The 15,618-nt window shown below is 71.1% G+C and carries 14 protein-coding genes; 8 read left to right on the plus strand and 6 right to left on the minus strand.

Annotated features, from left to right (window positions below; translation table 11 throughout):
- Positions 1–6: 6 nt before the first annotated feature.
- Entirely contained in the window at positions 7–852 is an 846-nt protein-coding gene (locus ACFQ6S_RS34465) for a siderophore-interacting protein (RefSeq protein WP_383418552.1), read from the minus strand.
- A 172-nt stretch (positions 853–1,024) separates the two neighbouring features.
- Positions 1,025–1,954, minus strand: coding sequence for a 5'-3' exonuclease H3TH domain-containing protein (locus ACFQ6S_RS34470; protein ID WP_383418554.1), 930 nt, complete (start codon positions 1,952–1,954; stop codon positions 1,025–1,027).
- A gap of 187 nt (positions 1,955–2,141) precedes the next feature.
- Here ACFQ6S_RS34470 and ACFQ6S_RS34475 point away from each other — a divergent pair, with 187 nt between their 5' ends.
- The 4 genes from ACFQ6S_RS34475 (at position 2,142) to ACFQ6S_RS34490 (ending at position 6,856) form a co-directional block, all read left to right on the plus strand.
- Complete coding sequence (locus ACFQ6S_RS34475; RefSeq protein ID WP_383418555.1) at positions 2,142–3,218, plus strand: glycine betaine/L-proline ABC transporter ATP-binding protein; 1,077 nt, start codon at positions 2,142–2,144, stop codon at positions 3,216–3,218.
- Positions 3,211–5,037 (plus strand): ABC transporter permease/substrate binding protein, encoded by a 1,827-nt coding sequence (locus ACFQ6S_RS34480; protein WP_383418557.1) that lies wholly within the window; start codon positions 3,211–3,213, stop codon positions 5,035–5,037. Before ACFQ6S_RS34475 ends, ACFQ6S_RS34480 begins: the two co-directional genes overlap by 8 nt.
- 530 nt (positions 5,038–5,567) lie before the next feature.
- The gene (locus tag ACFQ6S_RS34485; RefSeq protein ID WP_383418559.1) at positions 5,568–6,137 is read left to right on the plus strand and encodes a helix-turn-helix domain-containing protein; all 570 of its coding nucleotides are present in this window, start codon (positions 5,568–5,570) and stop codon (positions 6,135–6,137) included.
- Positions 6,137–6,856, plus strand: coding sequence for a helical backbone metal receptor (locus ACFQ6S_RS34490; protein ID WP_383418560.1), 720 nt, complete (start codon positions 6,137–6,139; stop codon positions 6,854–6,856). The genes ACFQ6S_RS34485 and ACFQ6S_RS34490 overlap by 1 nt, the downstream gene beginning before the upstream one ends.
- Here ACFQ6S_RS34490 and ACFQ6S_RS34495 read toward each other — a convergent pair.
- Positions 6,768–7,892 (minus strand): TDT family transporter, encoded by a 1,125-nt coding sequence (locus tag ACFQ6S_RS34495; RefSeq protein ID WP_383418562.1) that lies wholly within the window; start codon positions 7,890–7,892, stop codon positions 6,768–6,770. The two genes, ACFQ6S_RS34490 and ACFQ6S_RS34495, sit on opposite strands and share 89 nt — an antisense overlap.
- A gap of 70 nt (positions 7,893–7,962) precedes the next feature.
- Here ACFQ6S_RS34495 and ACFQ6S_RS34500 point away from each other — a divergent pair, with 70 nt between their 5' ends.
- The gene (locus tag ACFQ6S_RS34500) at positions 7,963–8,886 is read left to right on the plus strand and encodes a LysR family transcriptional regulator (protein ID WP_383418564.1); all 924 of its coding nucleotides are present in this window, start codon (positions 7,963–7,965) and stop codon (positions 8,884–8,886) included.
- Between the two features lie 15 nt (positions 8,887–8,901).
- On the opposite strand, the gene ACFQ6S_RS34505 is transcribed toward ACFQ6S_RS34500, so the two are convergent.
- From ACFQ6S_RS34505 to ACFQ6S_RS34515, 3 genes are all read right to left on the minus strand, one after another.
- The gene (locus ACFQ6S_RS34505) at positions 8,902–9,600 is read right to left on the minus strand and encodes a gamma-glutamyl-gamma-aminobutyrate hydrolase family protein (RefSeq protein WP_383418566.1); all 699 of its coding nucleotides are present in this window, start codon (positions 9,598–9,600) and stop codon (positions 8,902–8,904) included.
- A 20-nt stretch (positions 9,601–9,620) separates the two neighbouring features.
- The gene (eat, locus tag ACFQ6S_RS34510; RefSeq protein WP_383418568.1) at positions 9,621–11,066 is read right to left on the minus strand and encodes an ethanolamine permease; all 1,446 of its coding nucleotides are present in this window, start codon (positions 11,064–11,066) and stop codon (positions 9,621–9,623) included.
- Positions 11,067–11,235: 169 nt separating this feature from the next.
- Entirely contained in the window at positions 11,236–11,982 is a 747-nt protein-coding gene (locus ACFQ6S_RS34515; RefSeq protein ID WP_383418570.1) for a FadR/GntR family transcriptional regulator, read from the minus strand.
- Between the two features lie 86 nt (positions 11,983–12,068).
- Here ACFQ6S_RS34515 and ACFQ6S_RS34520 point away from each other — a divergent pair, with 86 nt between their 5' ends.
- The 3 genes from ACFQ6S_RS34520 to ACFQ6S_RS34530 are packed head-to-tail and all read left to right on the plus strand — an operon-like array spanning position 12,069 to position 15,594.
- Entirely contained in the window at positions 12,069–13,433 is a 1,365-nt protein-coding gene (locus tag ACFQ6S_RS34520) for a glutamine synthetase family protein (RefSeq protein ID WP_383418572.1), read from the plus strand.
- Positions 13,434–13,441: 8 nt separating this feature from the next.
- Positions 13,442–14,815, plus strand: coding sequence for an aldehyde dehydrogenase family protein (locus ACFQ6S_RS34525; RefSeq protein WP_383418574.1), 1,374 nt, complete (start codon positions 13,442–13,444; stop codon positions 14,813–14,815).
- Positions 14,812–15,594: a 3-oxoacyl-ACP reductase gene (locus tag ACFQ6S_RS34530; RefSeq protein ID WP_383418576.1), complete on the plus strand. Its 783-nt coding sequence runs from the start codon at positions 14,812–14,814 to the stop codon at positions 15,592–15,594. Before ACFQ6S_RS34525 ends, ACFQ6S_RS34530 begins: the two co-directional genes overlap by 4 nt.
- The last annotated feature ends 24 nt before the right edge of the window (positions 15,595–15,618 follow it).

Below are 15,618 nucleotides of genomic sequence, written 5' to 3' on the forward strand. Positions count from 1 at the left end.
GCAGAGCTACGCCGCCGGCGCCGCCCCCTCCTGTTCCGCCTCGATCCGCGCGTTCCAGTCCCGCTTCGAGGCCTGCCAGCCGTCCTCGTTGTGACCCAGGCGCCAGTAGCCGGAGATCGACAGGTCCTCGCGGGCCACATCGCGCTCGACCCGCAGCAGTTGGCGCAGTTCCTTCACGAAGTGGGCCTCGCCGTGCACGAACGCGTGTACCCGGCCCTCGGGGAACTCCAGCGCGCGCACGGCCTCCACCAGCGCCTCGCCGATGGGGCGGGAGCCGCGGTGCAGCCAGGTGACCTCGACGTCGGAGTCGATCTTCTGCTCCTCCTCGGGGCCGGCGACCTCGACGAAGGCGTACGCCGTGGCGCCGTCGGGCAGCGACTCCAGGGAGCGGGCGATGGCGGGCAGGGCGCTCTCGTCACCGACGAGCAGATGCCAGTCGGCGTCCGGATCGGGGGCGTAGGCGCCGCCGGGGCCCATGAAACGTACGGTCTCGCCCGGCTGGGCGCGCATCGCCCACGGGCCGGCCAGGCCCTCGTCGCCGTGGATGACGAAGTCCAGCGTCAGCTCACGGTGCTCCGGATCCCAGGCCCGAACCGTGTACGTCCGCGTCACCGGCCACTGCTCACGGGGCAGTTCCTCGCGGATGCGTTCCAGGTCGAAGGGTTCGGGGTAGGTCACACCGTCGGGGGAGAACAGCATCTTCACGTAATGGTCCGTGCAGGTGTCCGCCGCGAACCCGGCGAGCTGCTCACCACCCAGCACCACACGCTGCATGTGCGGGGTCAGCCGTTCGGTACGGATGACCTGCGCGGAGTGGGGCTTGCGCGGCTTGCGGGCAGGGCGTAGAGCCATCACTGGCCTCCCTCGTTCCAAGCTTAGGTTTACCTAAGTTAGCACCTCCCCCTGATGAATGCCGCTATGAACGTTTACGAAGTGGTGCGCATGTCGCTTACACAGGGAACGAATTCCCCGCGCCATGAGCCCCATGCACGCGATCGGGCCGCCCCGCGCGCCCCCGGTGCTCTCACGCCCCCAGTGTCACGAGCAGTCGCTGCAGCGACCCGCCCAGCCCCCATCGCGCGGCCAGCTCGTCCAGTCCCGCCGAATCCCTGGGCGCACGCGGCAGTGCTGTGTCCACGTCGGGCAGCGGGACATCGGCCGCGACCCGGACCACCGTCGGCGCGACGGCGACATACGGCCGCGACTCGTCCAGCCGCTTGCGCTGCGAGGGCGTGAGCTTCGCCTTCGGGTCGTCGAGCGCCGCCATGATCCCGGCCAGGTCGCCGAACTCGGTCAGCAGCTTCGCGGCCGTCTTCTCACCGATCCCCGGCACGCCCGGCAGGCCGTCGCTCGGGTCGCCGCGCAGCAGTGCCAGATCCACGTAACCGCTGCCGTCGACGCCGTACTTCTCGCGCAGCCACGCCTCGTCGGTCAGCTGGAGGGTGCCGACGCCCTTGAGCGGGTACAGCACCCGCACCCCGCGCGCGTCGTCCACCAGCTGGTACAGGTCGCGATCGCCCGTGACGATGTCGACCGGGCCCTTCGCCCGCGCCGTGAACGTGCCGATCACGTCGTCCGCCTCGTACCCCGCGACTCCCACGCGCGCGATGCCCAGCGCGTCCAGGACGGCCTCGATCACCGGCACCTGCGGCGACAGCGTGTCCGGTACCTCCTCCTCGTCCGGCCCGAGCTCGCGCTCCTCGGCGACGCGATGCGCCTTGTAGGAGGGGATCAGGTCGACCCGCCACTGGGGGCGCCAGTCGGCGTCCATGCAGGCCACCAGCGCGTCCGGGCGGTGGTCCTTGACCAGGCGGTCGATGAAGTCGAGCAGCCCGCGCACGGCGTTCACCGGAGTGCCGTCCGGGGCCTTCACGGAGTCCGGGACGCCGAAATAGGCGCGGAAGTAGAGCGAGGCGGTGTCGAGGAGCATCAGTCGTCCGGTCACGCCACGCATCATGCCGTACGGCACTGACAGCGGCCCCGGTGTGACCGTCCCGTCGCGGCGTGTGGCGGCTCTGTGGCCTGGACCACTTGTGCGTTTGTGTGCGGAGAACCAGGGCAGGCGCGCAGCCGAGCGACGCCTCCTGCGCAACTGTTGCGCCAGTCGCTCTCTTTATTTGCCGTCGAGACAAGAGGTACCCGTGTCATCCAGGCTTGAGGCCGACCATCTGTACAAGGTGTTCGGCAGACGACCGAACGAGGCTGTCGAGCGGCTCCGCCAGGGAGCCGACCGGGAGGAGCTGCGCGCCGACGGCACCACCGCCGCCGTGATCGACGCCTCCTTCACCGTGGAACCCGGCCAGATCTTCGTCGTCATGGGCCTGTCCGGATCCGGCAAGTCCACCCTGCTGCGCATGCTCAACGGGCTCCTGGAGCCGACCGCGGGTCACGTCCGCTTCGACGGCCAGGACCTGACCGCGATCGGCGACCGCGAGCTGCGCGAGGTGCGTGCGAAGAAGATCAGCATGGTCTTCCAGCACTTCGCGCTGTTCCCGCACCGCAGCGTCCTGGAGAACGCCGCCTACGGTCTCGCCGTCCAGGGCGTGCCCCGCGCCGAGCGCGAGAAGCGCGCCGCCGAGGCCCTGGAGCTGTGCGGCCTGGCGGGCTGGGAGAAGTCCTGGCCCGACGAGCTGTCCGGCGGTATGCAGCAGCGTGTGGGCCTCGCCCGCGCGCTGGCCACCGACGCCGACCTGCTGCTGATGGACGAGTCCTTCAGCGCGCTCGACCCGCTGATCCGCCGTGACATGCAGGACCAGCTGCTCCAGCTCCAGCAGACCCTGAAGAAGACCATCGTCTTCATCACCCACGACCTGAACGAGGCCATGCGCCTCGGCGACCGCATCGCCGTCATGCGCGACGGCCGTATCGTCCAGACCGGTACGGCGGAGGACATCCTGCTGAGCCCGGCCAACGACTACGTCGCCTCCTTCATCCAGGACGTCGACCGCTCCCGTGTGCTGACCGCGGGCGCGCTCATGGACACCTCGGTCACCGCCGACGCCCCGCTGTGCACCTGCGAGACCGCGACCCGCGAGACGTCGTTCGTGGAGCTGTGCGCGATCAGCGCCCGCCTGTCGCACCGCGTCACGGTGGTGGACGAGGAGAACCGGGTCATCGGCGTCGTACCGAGGCAGCGTCTGGTCGGCTTCCTCGGCGACGAGAGTGCCGACCCCGCGCCCTGCGACAACCCGGACGGCAAGGTGATCGCCCATGCCTAGGCTCCATCTCGGCGACTGGGTCGACTCCGGCGTGGACTGGCTCGTCGCCCACATGGGCTGGCTCTTCGACGCGATCAAGGCGGTCGTCGAGGGCATGTACGACGCCGTCAACGCCCTCCTCACCGCACCCGAGTCCCTGCTCCTCGCGGGCATCTTCGCCGTCCTCGCCTGGTGGCTGCGCGGCGTCGTCGCGGGTGTCCTCGCCTTCGGCGGCTTCGCGCTGGTCGACTCGCTCGACCTGTGGGACCGGGCCATGTCGACACTGGCCCTCGTCCTGGTCGCCACCGTGATCGCGCTGGTGCTCTCGATCCCGCTGGGCATCTGGGCGGCCCGCTCCAAGACGGTCAGCGCGGCGGTGCGGCCCGTACTGGACCTGCTCCAGACGATGCCGTCGATGGTGCTGCTGATCCCGGCGATCCTCTTCTTCGGGCTCGGCACCGCCGCCGGCGTCATCGCCACCCTGATCTTCGCGCTCGCCCCCGGCGTCCGCATGACCGAGCTCGGCATCCGTCAGGTCGACGGGGAGCTGGTCGAGGCCGCCGAGGCGTTCGGCACCACACCCCGCGACACCCTGCTGCGCGTCCAGCTGCCGCTCGCCCTGCCGACGATCATGGCGGGCGTCAACCAGGTGATCATGCTGAGCCTGTCGATGGTCGTCATCGCCGGCATGGTCGGCACCGGCGGCCTCGGCGGCGCGGTCAACGAGGCCATCGGCCAGCTCGACATCGGCTTCGGCTTCGAGGCGGGCGTCGGCATCGTCGTCCTCGCCATCTACCTGGACCGCATCACCGGCGCGCTCGGCGAACAGATCTCCCCGCTGGGCCGCCGCGCCGCCGCCAAGGCGCGTGCCGCGGGCGGCATCAAGGTCTGGAACTACCGCCCGCGCCCGGTCGTCGCCGTCGCCGGCGTCGCCGCCCTGGCCCTCGTCGCGGGCGGCATGGGAGTCTTCGGCCCCACCTCCGGCACCGCCGAGGCCTCCGCCACGGACGTCGGCAAGGGCAAGGAACTCAAGATCGGCTACATCCCGTGGGACGAGGGCATCGCCTCCACGTACCTCTGGAAGGAACTGCTGGAGCGGCGCGGCTTCAAGGTCACCACCAGCCAGTACGCCGCCGGGCCCCTGTACACGGGCCTCGCGACCGGCCAGATCGACTTCGAGACGGACTCCTGGCTGCCCACCACGCACGCCGAGTACTGGAAGAAGTTCGGCAAGCAGCTCGACGACCTCGGCTCCTGGTACGGCCCGACCTCCCTTGAGCTCAGCGTCCCGTCGTACGTCAAGGGCGTGGACTCCCTGGAGGACCTCAAGGACAACGCCTCCAAGTTCAAGGGCAAGATCGTCGGCATCGAGCCGAGCGCCGGAATGATGGGCATGCTCAAGGACAAGGTCCTCAAGGAGTACGGCCTGGAGGGCACCTACGACGTCGTGGACGGATCGACGCCCGCGATGCTCGCCGAGCTCAAGCGCGCGTACGCCAAGAAGGAGCCCATCGCCGTCACGCTCTGGTCGCCGCACTGGGCGTACAGCGACTACGACCTGAAGAAGCTCAAGGACCCCAAGGGCGCCTGGGGCAAGGGCGACGGCGTGCACACCCTCGCCCGCAAGGGCTTCGCGGACGACAACCCCGAGGTCGGCGAGTGGCTGAAGAGCTTCTCCATGACCGAGAAGCAGCTCACCGATCTGGAGTCGCAGATCACGAAGGCCGGCAAGGGCAAGGAGCAGGACGCCGTCCGCACCTGGCTCAAGCAGAACCCGGGGCTGCTGGACAAGTGGGCCCCGGTCGACGGAGCCGAGCAGAAGAGCCAGGCGGCCGGGTGACCTGACGGGCCCGGACCGCCGCCCGAGGGGTGGGTCACGCCGTACGTTTTTCCCCTCCGTACGGCGGGCCCACCCCTCGTGGCATCCCCGCATAGTCCCCCGGCATGCCTACGGGAAGGATCCGGCCAACCACGCAGCGCTATCCCACCACCTGAGCCGGGGCGTCCGAACTCCCCGCGGCCGGCACCTACTTCCCGACCCGGCCGGTGGTCCGCCATCACCCCTCTGACCAGCACTGCCAGTCGGTGCGGAGGCGGGAACACGGGGGAGTGGCGGATCATTGAACAGAACAGCGGCCCTCATCTGCTGAACGGGAGTCAGAGGTGGCGCGAGGGCGCCCGGGGCGTGTCGGGAGCCGATCCGCTGGCGCGAACCTGTGGGTCGTACTCCCCCCGATGTGTCGTCGATGTGACGGGCGCATGAAACGGTTTGCCGAACATGCGTAGGGTGCAAGGAACTCAACAGAAGGTGTGCGCCGTACGGCGGGCGCGAGGACAGTGGACCGACGAGCGAAGGAGGGAGCCGGAGCGATGGGCGACCACAAAGAGCAACCCCTTCGGGTGGGCGCGGCCGTGCGGCGGCGGCGGCGCGCGCTGGACCTCACCCTCGCCGTCGTGGCCGAACGCAGCGGCCTTTCGGTGCCCTTCCTGAGCCAGGTCGAGAACGACCGGGCACGCCCCAGCAGAAGCTCCCTCGAAAAGGTCGCGGACGCCTTGCGTACGACCGCCGTCGAGCTCCTCGCCGCCGCCGACCCGGCGTGCAGCGTGGACGTGGTGCGGGCCGACACCATCGAACTGGCGCCGGAGCCGCGGGTGCGTTCCCTGGTGCGCGGTCACCATCAGATGCACGCCTCGGAGTTCACCGGCGACCATGACGCGGGCCGTGAATTCCAGTACCGCAACGACCAGTTGATGTATGTCGCCGACGGCGCCGTGGAGATCGAGGCGGAGGGCCGCGCCTATCGCCTGGGCCGCGGCGACACCCTGTACCTCACCGGTGGGGTGCGCCATCGCTGGCGTGCGACCGTGCCGGACACGCGCGTGGTCGTCGTCGCCGTGGCGGAGCACATCGAGGCCGTCCGGGACCGGCCGGGGCGCTGATGCGCGTCGTCTCCCTGGTGCCGTCGCTGACGGAGGCCGTGGCCGTCTCGGCACCGGGCCGTCTCGTCGGAGCCACGGACTGGTGCAGCCACCCTGCCGATCTGGACGTCACGCGGGTCGGCGGCACCAAGAACCCCAAGGCCGACCACATCCTCGCTCTCGCCCCCGACCTCGTGATCGCCAACGAGGAGGAGAACCGCGAGCCCGACCTCGCCGCCCTGCGCGCGGCCGGCGTCGAGGTCCTGGTGACCGAGATACGGGACGTGCCGCAGGCCTTCCGCGAGCTGGCCCGCGTGCTGGCCGCCTGCGGAGTGGCGGGGCGTCCACGCTGGCTGGACGAGGCGGAGGAGGCCTGGTCGGCGCCGCCGCTCCCCGAGCGCCGTACGACGGCCGTGGTCCCGATCTGGCGGCGCCCCTGGATGGTGCTGGGCCGCGACACCTTCGCGGGCGACGTGCTGGCCCGCCTCGGCGTGGACCACCTGTACGCCCCGCACGAGGAGCGCTACCCCCGCATCCCCCTGGACGACCTGCGGGCGGCGGCCCCGGACGTCGTCGTCCTCCCCGACGAGCCGTACCGCTTCACGGCGGACGACGGCCCGGAGGCGTTCCCCGGCCTGCCCTGTGCGCTGGTCAGCGGACGGCACCTGACGTGGTACGGCCCGTCGCTGGCCGAGGCACCACGAGTGCTGTCCGAGGCGCTGCGAGCAGCACACCGCTGAGCAGACCGCGAGCGGTGCGGACGGCCGTGACGGCCCAGGCCGCGACGAGCACGAGGTAAAGACCGACGGCGAGACCCTCGTAGACGACGAGTCCGGTGTGCCGGGCCAGGGCCGCGGCGCCGGTGACGCAGGTGCCGACCGGGAAGGTGAACGCCCACCAGGTCATCGCGAATCCCATGCCGTGCCGCCGGGCACGCAGGACATGGGCGGTGGCGAGCCCGAACCACAGCAGCGCGAAGCCCATGACCGGTACGCCGTACAGGACGGCGAGGATCCCGAAGCCCTCGCTGTACGGCGCCGGGACCACGCCGGGCGCGATGTCCGCGAAGCTGCCGACGGCGGTGGTGGACTGCCCGAGCGGGCCCAGCACCAGGAACAGGCTCGGGGTGAGGGCGAGCGGGAGTGGCCCGCCCGTGATCAGCCGGGCGAAGACCAGCGGCAGCATCAGCATGGTGGCGAGCAGACTGAGCCCGAACATCGCGACGCAGGCGAGCAGCAGCGTCTCCCTGGCCTGCCCGGACGGCAGATGCGGCACCAGCAGCGGACCGAGCGCGGCGGACACCATGGGCGCGACGAGCGGCAACAGCCATACGGGCGTCGCCTGCGCCGGCTCGATCCGATGGCGTACGGCCATGAGGTACGGGACGGCGACGGCGGCCGCCAGCCCGATGGCCGTACCCGCGACGAACAGGACGGCGTCGAGCGCGACCGCCGGGCCGGTCCCGATCCAGTCCTTCCCGACGATGACGGCACCGCCGCCGACGGCGAGCAGAGCCATGGACAGACAGCCGTAGAAGGGCGCCATGGCGGCGTCGAGGAGGTGGGCGCGGGCCTGGTCACGGTGGTGGGTCCAGTGCAGTGCCCGGGCGGCGAGCAGGGTGACGAGCAGGACGAGGGAGAGCGCCCAGACGGCTGCGCAGGTCGTGCGCAGGCCGGGGACGTGGAGCGGCAGCCCGGCTCCGGCCGTGGCGACGGCGGCGGTGCCCATGACGGCGGCGTACCAGTTGGGTCCGAGGTGACGGACGACGGTGACCATGCTTTCAGCGTCGCGTCGGGGGTGACAGACCACCAGGGAGTTCGTCTCTATGGCGACATAAACTGGGCTTATGACAGAGGCGGCGGAGGGGCAGTTTCGCGCGGGGTCCTTGGCGCACCGCGTCCCGGAACTGGGTGCGCTGGAGTTGCTGCTGGCGGTGGCGCGGCTCGGGAGTCTCGGTGGGGCGGCCCGTGAGCTGGGGATCACTCAGCCGGCGGCGAGCAGCCGGATCCGGTCGATGGAACGCCAGCTGGGGGTGGCGTTGGTGGACCGGTCGCCGCGGGGGTCGCGGCTGACCGACGCCGGGGCGCTGGTGACGGACTGGGCGCGGCGGATCGTGGAGGCGGCGGAGGCGTTCGACGTGGGGGCGCAGGCGTTGCGGGATCGGCGGGACTCGCGGCTGCGGGTGGCGGCGAGCATGACGATCGCGGAGTATCTGCTGCCGGGCTGGCTGCTCGCGCTGCGGGCGCAGCGGCCGGACACGGCGGTGTCGTTGCTGGCCGGGAACTCGGCGGCGGTCGCCGAGCGGCTGCTGGCGGACGAGGCGGATCTGGGGTTCGTGGAAGGGCTGACGGTGCCGACGGGGCTGGACTCGGTCGTCATCGCCCACGACAACCTGATAGTGGTGACCGCGCCGGGGCATCTCTGGTCTCGTCGGCGTCGGCCGCTGGAGGCGTCGGAGCTGGCGGCGACCCCTCTGATCCTGCGGGAGGAGGGTTCGGGTACGCGGCAGGTCCTGGAGGCGGCGCTCGGTGGTCTGGCCCGCCCGCTGATCGAGTTGTCGTCGACCACGGCGGTCAAGGCGGCGGCCGTGAGCGGGGCGGGGCCGGCGGTCCTGAGCGAGCTGGCCGTCGGCGAGGAACTGTCGATGCGGCGCCTGGTCGGTGTCCCGCTGGCGGAGGTCTCCCTTGCGCGCGACCTGCGGGCGGTGTGGCCGACGGGGCATCGGCCGGTGGGGCCGGCGCGGGATCTGCTGTCGCTGACCCGCGGCTAGCGTTCCCCGCCCCCGTCAGACGCCCACTGCCGCTCCCACCAACGCCCCCATCACCCGCGCATCCTCACCCATCTCCGGATGCCACTGCACCCCCAACACCCACCCTGCCGCGGACGGCAGTTCGACCGCCTCCACCGTCCCGTCCGCCGCGTACGCCGACGCGACAAGGCCCTCGCCCAGACGGTCCACGGACTGGTGGTGGTACGTCGGCACGGACATCGCCTCCGGGACGACACCGGCGTACAGACTCCCCGGCACGGGCTTGACGTCGTGGCTGCCGAACACACCCACCACGTCCGCATGCCCGTCGATGTGCTGCACGAGCGTCCCGCCGAGGGCGACGTTCAGGAGTTGCATGCCACGGCAGATACCCAGCAGCGGCACGCCCGCGGCCAGCGCCGCGTCGATCAGGGCCAGCTCCCAGGAGTCCCGCTCCCGCGCCGGCGGCCCGGTACGCGCCTCCCGCTCCGCCCCGTAGCGGACCGGCTCGACGTCCTGGCCGCCCGCGATGACCAGCCCGTCAAGGCGGGCCACCGCGGCCGCGGCCTGCTCCGGGGCGTCCGGCGGCAGCATCGCGGCGAGGCCGCCCGCCCGCTGCACCAGCCGCGGATAGCCGACCGGCAGCAACGCCGCGTCAAGCTCCCACACCCCCCAGCGCGCACCCGATTCCAGATACGTACTGACACCGATCAACGGCCTGCCCACGATGCTCATGCTCCTTCACAGGGAAGCGTTCAGTCCCGTGCCAACTCTGCCTCGGCAGCCGCCAGCGCCGCGAATTCCTCCTCCGGCGCCTTCGCCACCAGACGCTTGCGGCTGTACAGGCCGAAGTAGCCGAGGGCCACGACGTACACCACGAGCGCGATCAACGCCGCCGTCACATCCACCAGGAACGTCGCCACCAGCGCCGCACACGCCAGCACCAGGGCGACCGAGGAGGTCAGCACCCCGCCCGGCGTACGGTACGGCCGCGCGAGCTCCGGCTCCCGGCGGCGCAGCACGATGTGGGACAGGGACATCAGCGCGTAGGAGATGGTCGCGCCGAAGACCGCGATGTTCAGCATCCGCGCGCCGTCGCCCGTCACCGCCGCCAGCAGGAAGCCGATCGTGCCGGGCACCAGCAGGCCCAGGTACGGCGCCTTGCGGCGGCTGGTGAGGGACAGGAAGCGGGGGAGGTAGCCCGCGCGGGACAGGGCGAACAGCTGGCGCGAGCCCGCGTAGATCAGGGAGAAGAAGGACGCCACCAGGCCCGCCAGGCCGGCGTAGTTCACGATCCGGCTCAGGGTGGTGGCCTTCCCGTCCGGCTGGAGCGCCTCCACCAGCGGGTTGCCCGCCTCCTGGATCGCCGCCGAGCCGCGCGCACCGGCCGCCGCGAAGAAGGTCACCACGGCCAGGACGACGAGGATCGCCATCGACCAGCGGATCGCCTTCGGCAGCGTGCGGGCCGGCTCCCTGGTCTCCTCGGCGGCCAGCGGCACCCCCTCGACGCCCAGGAAGAACCACATGCCGAACGGGAACGCCGCCCAGATGCCGAGCAGGCCGAAGGGCAGCCAGGAACTCGACCCCGCCGCCGAGGCGTCGACCGGGATGTCGTCCAGCGATCCGACGGAGAAGTCCGGCAGCGCCGCCAGCGCGAACACGATCAGGGCCACCACCGCGATGCCGGTGACCACGAAGCTGAAGCGCAGGGCCTCGCCGACGCCCCAGAGGTGGATGCCGAGGAAGATCGCGAAGCAGACCAGGTACATCGGCCAGCCGGACTCCAGGCCGAAGAGGCCCAGCGACTCGACGTAGTCGCCGATGAAGATGACGATGGCGGCGGGCGCGAGGACGTACTCGATGAGGATCGCCGTACCGGTGAGGAAGCCGCCCCAGGGGCCCAGGGCCCGGCGGGCGAAGCCGTAGCCGCCGCCGGCCGTCGGCAGGATCGAGGACAGTTCGGCGAGCGCGAAGACCATGCAGGCGTACATGGTGCCCATGAGCACCATGGCGATCGCCAGGCCGCCGAAGCCGCCCTCGGCCAGGCCGAAGTTCCAGCCGGAGTAGTCGCCGGAGACGACGTAGGCGACGCCGAGTCCGGTCAGCAGTACCCAGCCGGCGCTGCCGCGGCGCAGGGCTCTGCGCTCCAGATAGTCGTCCGCCTCCGGGGCGGCGGGTGTGCTTGTGGATTCGAGGGACATGGAGCAACTCCCCACGTGCGGTGGACACCGGGCATTTCCGGGCACGGTGGGGTCGACCGAGCTCCGGGGCAATGGAATGGATCCATACCTTTGCGGTGCGGCCGCCCGAACGCAATACCCCTGCGTTAATCGGGCGTAAATCCACGCTCACGGGGGGCGTGTGTTCCGTTCAGCCGAGGAAGCCGCGCAGCAGTGCCGCCGTGCCCCCGCAGTGTTCGCGCATGATCTCCCGCGCCTCCTCGGCGTCGCCCTCGATCACGGCGTCCACCAGGGCCGTGTGCTGGCGCTGGGAGTGCTCCAGGTTGCGGACCAGCAGCGGGATGCAGTCGAGCAGGTCGTTGACGGTCGCGCGGACGGCCGCGTACTGGGTGGTGAGCGTGGAGGAGCCGGAGAGTTCGGCGAGCGTCAGGTGCAGCAGCGTGTCCAGGCGGCGGTAGTCGGCCAGCGGGGCGTCGTGCGTGTGCGCCAGGGCCTCGCGCAGGCGGTTCGCCTGCTCCTCGTCCAGTCCGTGGGCCGCGCACAGCCCGGCCGCGCCCACCTCGAGGACCTCGCGGAAGCGCAGCGCGTCCTCGACGTCGACGCCCTTCAGGCGGCGGCGCAGCTCCTCCTCGCCGGGCGTCTTGGAGCGCGGCAGCACGAAGGTGCCGCCGTAGCGACCGCGCCGCGACTCCACCAGACCCTGGTCCTGGAGCACCTTCAGCACCTCGCGCAACGTCACCCGGCTGATCCCCAGCCGGTCCGCCAACTCGCGCTCGGCGGGCAGCCGTTCGCCGCCCGGCACCAGGCCGAGCCGGACCACCTGGAGGATCTGTTCCAGGGCCTCCTCGAAACCGTTGCCGGCCCGCACCGGCCGCAGGACCGACGTCAGCCGGTCGTCGGCCCCGGGTGCCCCGTGCTCCGTGCCCGTCTGCGACATCTGGTCGGACCCCCTTCCCAAGCAATGGTCCTGCGCAATACCTTATGGCTTCCGGCTGACCGAAGTAGCCAGATGGAGGCTCTCCCGTGGCAGACCGCACGCCCCCGCTGAGCGTCGAGGAGCTGCACGCCCTCGTCGCCAGCGGTGAGATCGACACTGTCGTCCTGGCCTTCCCCGATATGCAAGGGCGGCTGCAGGGCAAGCGGTTCGCCGCCCGCTTCTTCCTCGACGAGGTCCTGCACCACGGCACCGAGGGCTGCAACTACCTCCTCGCCGTCGACACCGAGATGAACACCGTCGACGGCTACGCCATGTCGTCCTGGGACCGGGGCTACGGCGACTTCGCCATGCACCCCGACCTGGCCACGCTGCGCCGCGTGCCCTGGAACGCGGGCACGGCCATGCTCGTCGCCGACCTGGCCTGGAACGACGGCTCGCCCGTCGTCGCCGCGCCCCGCCAGATCCTGCGCCGCCAGCTGGAGCGCCTCGCCGAGCACGGGTACACCGCGAACGTCGGCACCGAGCTGGAGTTCATCGTCTTCAAGGACACCTACGAGCAGGCCTGGGACGCGAACTACCGGGGGCTCACACCGGCGAACCAGTACAACATCGACTACTCGGTGCTCGGCACCGGGCGGATCGAGCCGCTGCTGCGCCGTATCCGCAACGAGATGGCGGGCGCCGGGCTCACCGTCGAGTCCGCCAAGGGCGAGTGCAACCCCGGTCAGCACGAGATCGCCTTCAAGTACGACGACGCCCTGATCACCTGCGACCAGCACGCGATCTACAAGACCGGCACCAAGGAGATCGCCGCCCAGGAGGGCGTCTCGATCACCTTCATGGCCAAGTACAACGAGCGCGAGGGCAACTCCTGCCACATCCATCTCTCGCTCGCGGACGCGGCCGGCAACAACGCCATGGCGGGTGACGGCGAAGGCGGCATGTCCGACGTCATGCGGCACTTCCTCGCCGGTCAGCTGGCCGCGCTGCGCGACTTCTCCCTTCTCTACGCCCCCAACATCAACTCCTACAAGCGGTTCCAGCCGGGCTCCTTCGCCCCGACCGCCGTCGCCTGGGGCTACGACAACCGCACCTGCGCCCTGCGCGTCGTCGGCCACGGCCGCTCCATGCGCTTCGAGAACCGGCTCCCGGGCGGCGACGTCAACCCCCACCTCGCGGTGGCAGGGCTGGTGGCCGCCGGTCTGTACGGCATCGAGCAGAAACTGGAGCTCCCCGAGCCCTGTGCGGGCAACGCCTACGCCGCCGGCTTCGAGCACGTCCCCACGACCCTGCGCGAGGCCGCCGAGGTCTGGGAGAACAGCCCGATCGCCAAGGCCGCCTTCGGCGACGAGGTCGTCGCCCACTACCGCAACATGGCGCGCGTCGAGCTGGACGCCTTCGACGCCGCGGTCACCGACTGGGAGCTGCGCCGCTCCTTCGAACGCATGTGAGGCCCTCCGTGTCCGACCAGCTCCAGGTACTCAATCCGGCCACCGAAGAGGTCGTCGCCACCGTGCCGGCCGCCACCGCGGCCGACGTGGACGCGGCGGTCGTACGTGCGGCCAAGGCGCAGTCCGTGTGGTCCGCCCTCGCGCCCGGCGAACGCGCCCGGCTGCTGCGCCGGTTCGCCGTCGCCGTCGACGAACACCTCGAGGAACTCGCCCGGTTGGAGGTCCGCGAGGCCGGGCACACCATCGGCAACGCCCGCTGGGAGGCGGGCAACGTCCGGGATCTGCTCGACTACGCGGCCGGGGGTGTGGAGCGGCTCACCGGCCGTCAGATCCCGGTCCCCGGCGGCCTGGACGTGACGATCCTCGAACCGCTGGGCGTCGTCGGCGTCATCGCCCCCTGGAACTTCCCGATGCCGATCGCGGCCTGGGGCACCGCGCCGGCGCTCGCGGCGGGCAACGCGGTCCTCCTCAAGCCCGCCGAGACGACCCCGCTGACGGCCCTGCGGCTTGCGGAACTGGCCCTGGAAGCCGGACTTCCCGAGGGGCTGTTCCAGGTCCTGCCCGGCCACGGCGCGGTCGCCGGCAACGCCCTCGTCGAGCACCCGGGCGTCGCGAAGATCGTCTTCACCGGGTCGACGGCCGTGGGCAAACAGGTGCTGGCGAAGGGCTCGGCGCTGCTCAAGCGCGTCACCCTCGAACTCGGCGGCAAGAGCCCCAACATCGTCTTCGCCGACGCCGACCTCGAGGCCGCCGCGGCCGCCACGCCCATGTCGTTCCTCGACAACTCCGGCCAGGACTGCTGCGCCCGCACCCGCATCCTCGTCCAGCGCTCCGCATACGACCGCTTCATGGAGCTGCTGAGCCCCGCGATCGAGGCGGTGACCGTCGGCGACCCGGCCGACGACGGGACCGACATGGGCCCGCTCATCTCCAAGGTCCAGCTGGACCGGGTCCGTTCGTACGTCACCGACGACCTCGACGGCATCCGCGGCAAGGCCCCCGAGGGCCCCGGCTTCTGGTTCCCGCCCACCGTCCTCACCGGCGTCGACCCCCGCGCGCGTGTGGCCGTCGAGGAGGTCTTCGGCCCCGTCGCCGTCGTCCTCCCCTTCGAGGACGAGGCGGCGGCCGTCACCCTCGCCAACGCCACCGACTACGGCCTCGCAGGCTCCATCTGGACCCGTGACGTCGGCCGCGCCCTGCGCGTCTCCCAGGCGGTCCGGGCCGGCAACCTGTCCGTCAACTCCCACTCCAGCGTCCGCTACTGGACCCCCTTCGGGGGCTTCAAGCAGTCCGGCATCGGCCGTGAACTGGGCCCGGACGCCCTGACCGCCTTCACCGAAACCAAGAACGTCTTCATCAGCACGGAAGGCCCCGCACAGTGACCGAAGAGAACATCTGCAGGCGTCTCGTCGGCCGTACCGCCGTCGTCACCGGCGCCGGCAGCGGCATCGGCCTCGCCACCGCCCGCCGCCTCGCCTCCGAGGGCGCCCACGTCGTCTGCGGCGACGTCGACGAACAGCGCGGCAAGGCGGCCGCCGAGGACGTCGGCGGGATCTTCGTGAAGGTCGACGTCACCGACCCGGAGCAGGTCGAGGCGCTGTTCAAGACGGCGTACGACACCTACGGCAGCGTCGACATCGCCTTCAACAACGCCGGCATCTCGCCGCCCGACGACGACTCCATCCTGGAGACCGGCCTGGAGGCCTGGAAGCGCGTCCAGGAGGTCAACCTGACCTCCGTCTACCTGTGCTGCAAGGCCGCCATCCCCTACATGCGGCAGCAGGGCAAGGGCTCCATCATCAACACGGCGTCCTTCGTGGCCCGGATGGGCGCGGCGACCTCGCAGATCTCATACACGGCCTCCAAGGGCGGCGTCCTCGCGATGTCCCGCGAGCTCGGTGTGCAGTTCGCCCGCGACGGCATCCGGGTCAACGCCCTGTGCCCGGGGCCGGTCAACACCCCCCTCCTGCAGGAGCTGTTCGCCAAGGACCCGGAGCGCGCCGCACGCCGGCTCGTGCACATCCCGGTCGGCCGTTTCGCCGAGGCCGAGGAGATGGCCGCCGCGGTCGCCTTCCTGGCCAGCGACGACTCCTCCTTCGTGAACGCAACCGACTTCCTCGTCGACGGCGGAATCTCGGGGGCGTACGTCACGCCGATGTAGGCCGCCCTACAGTTGCCGGAATGA

The sequence above is a fragment of the Streptomyces sp. NPDC056479 genome (assembly GCF_042795335.1).
GTDB lineage: Bacteria > Actinomycetota > Actinomycetes > Streptomycetales > Streptomycetaceae > Streptomyces.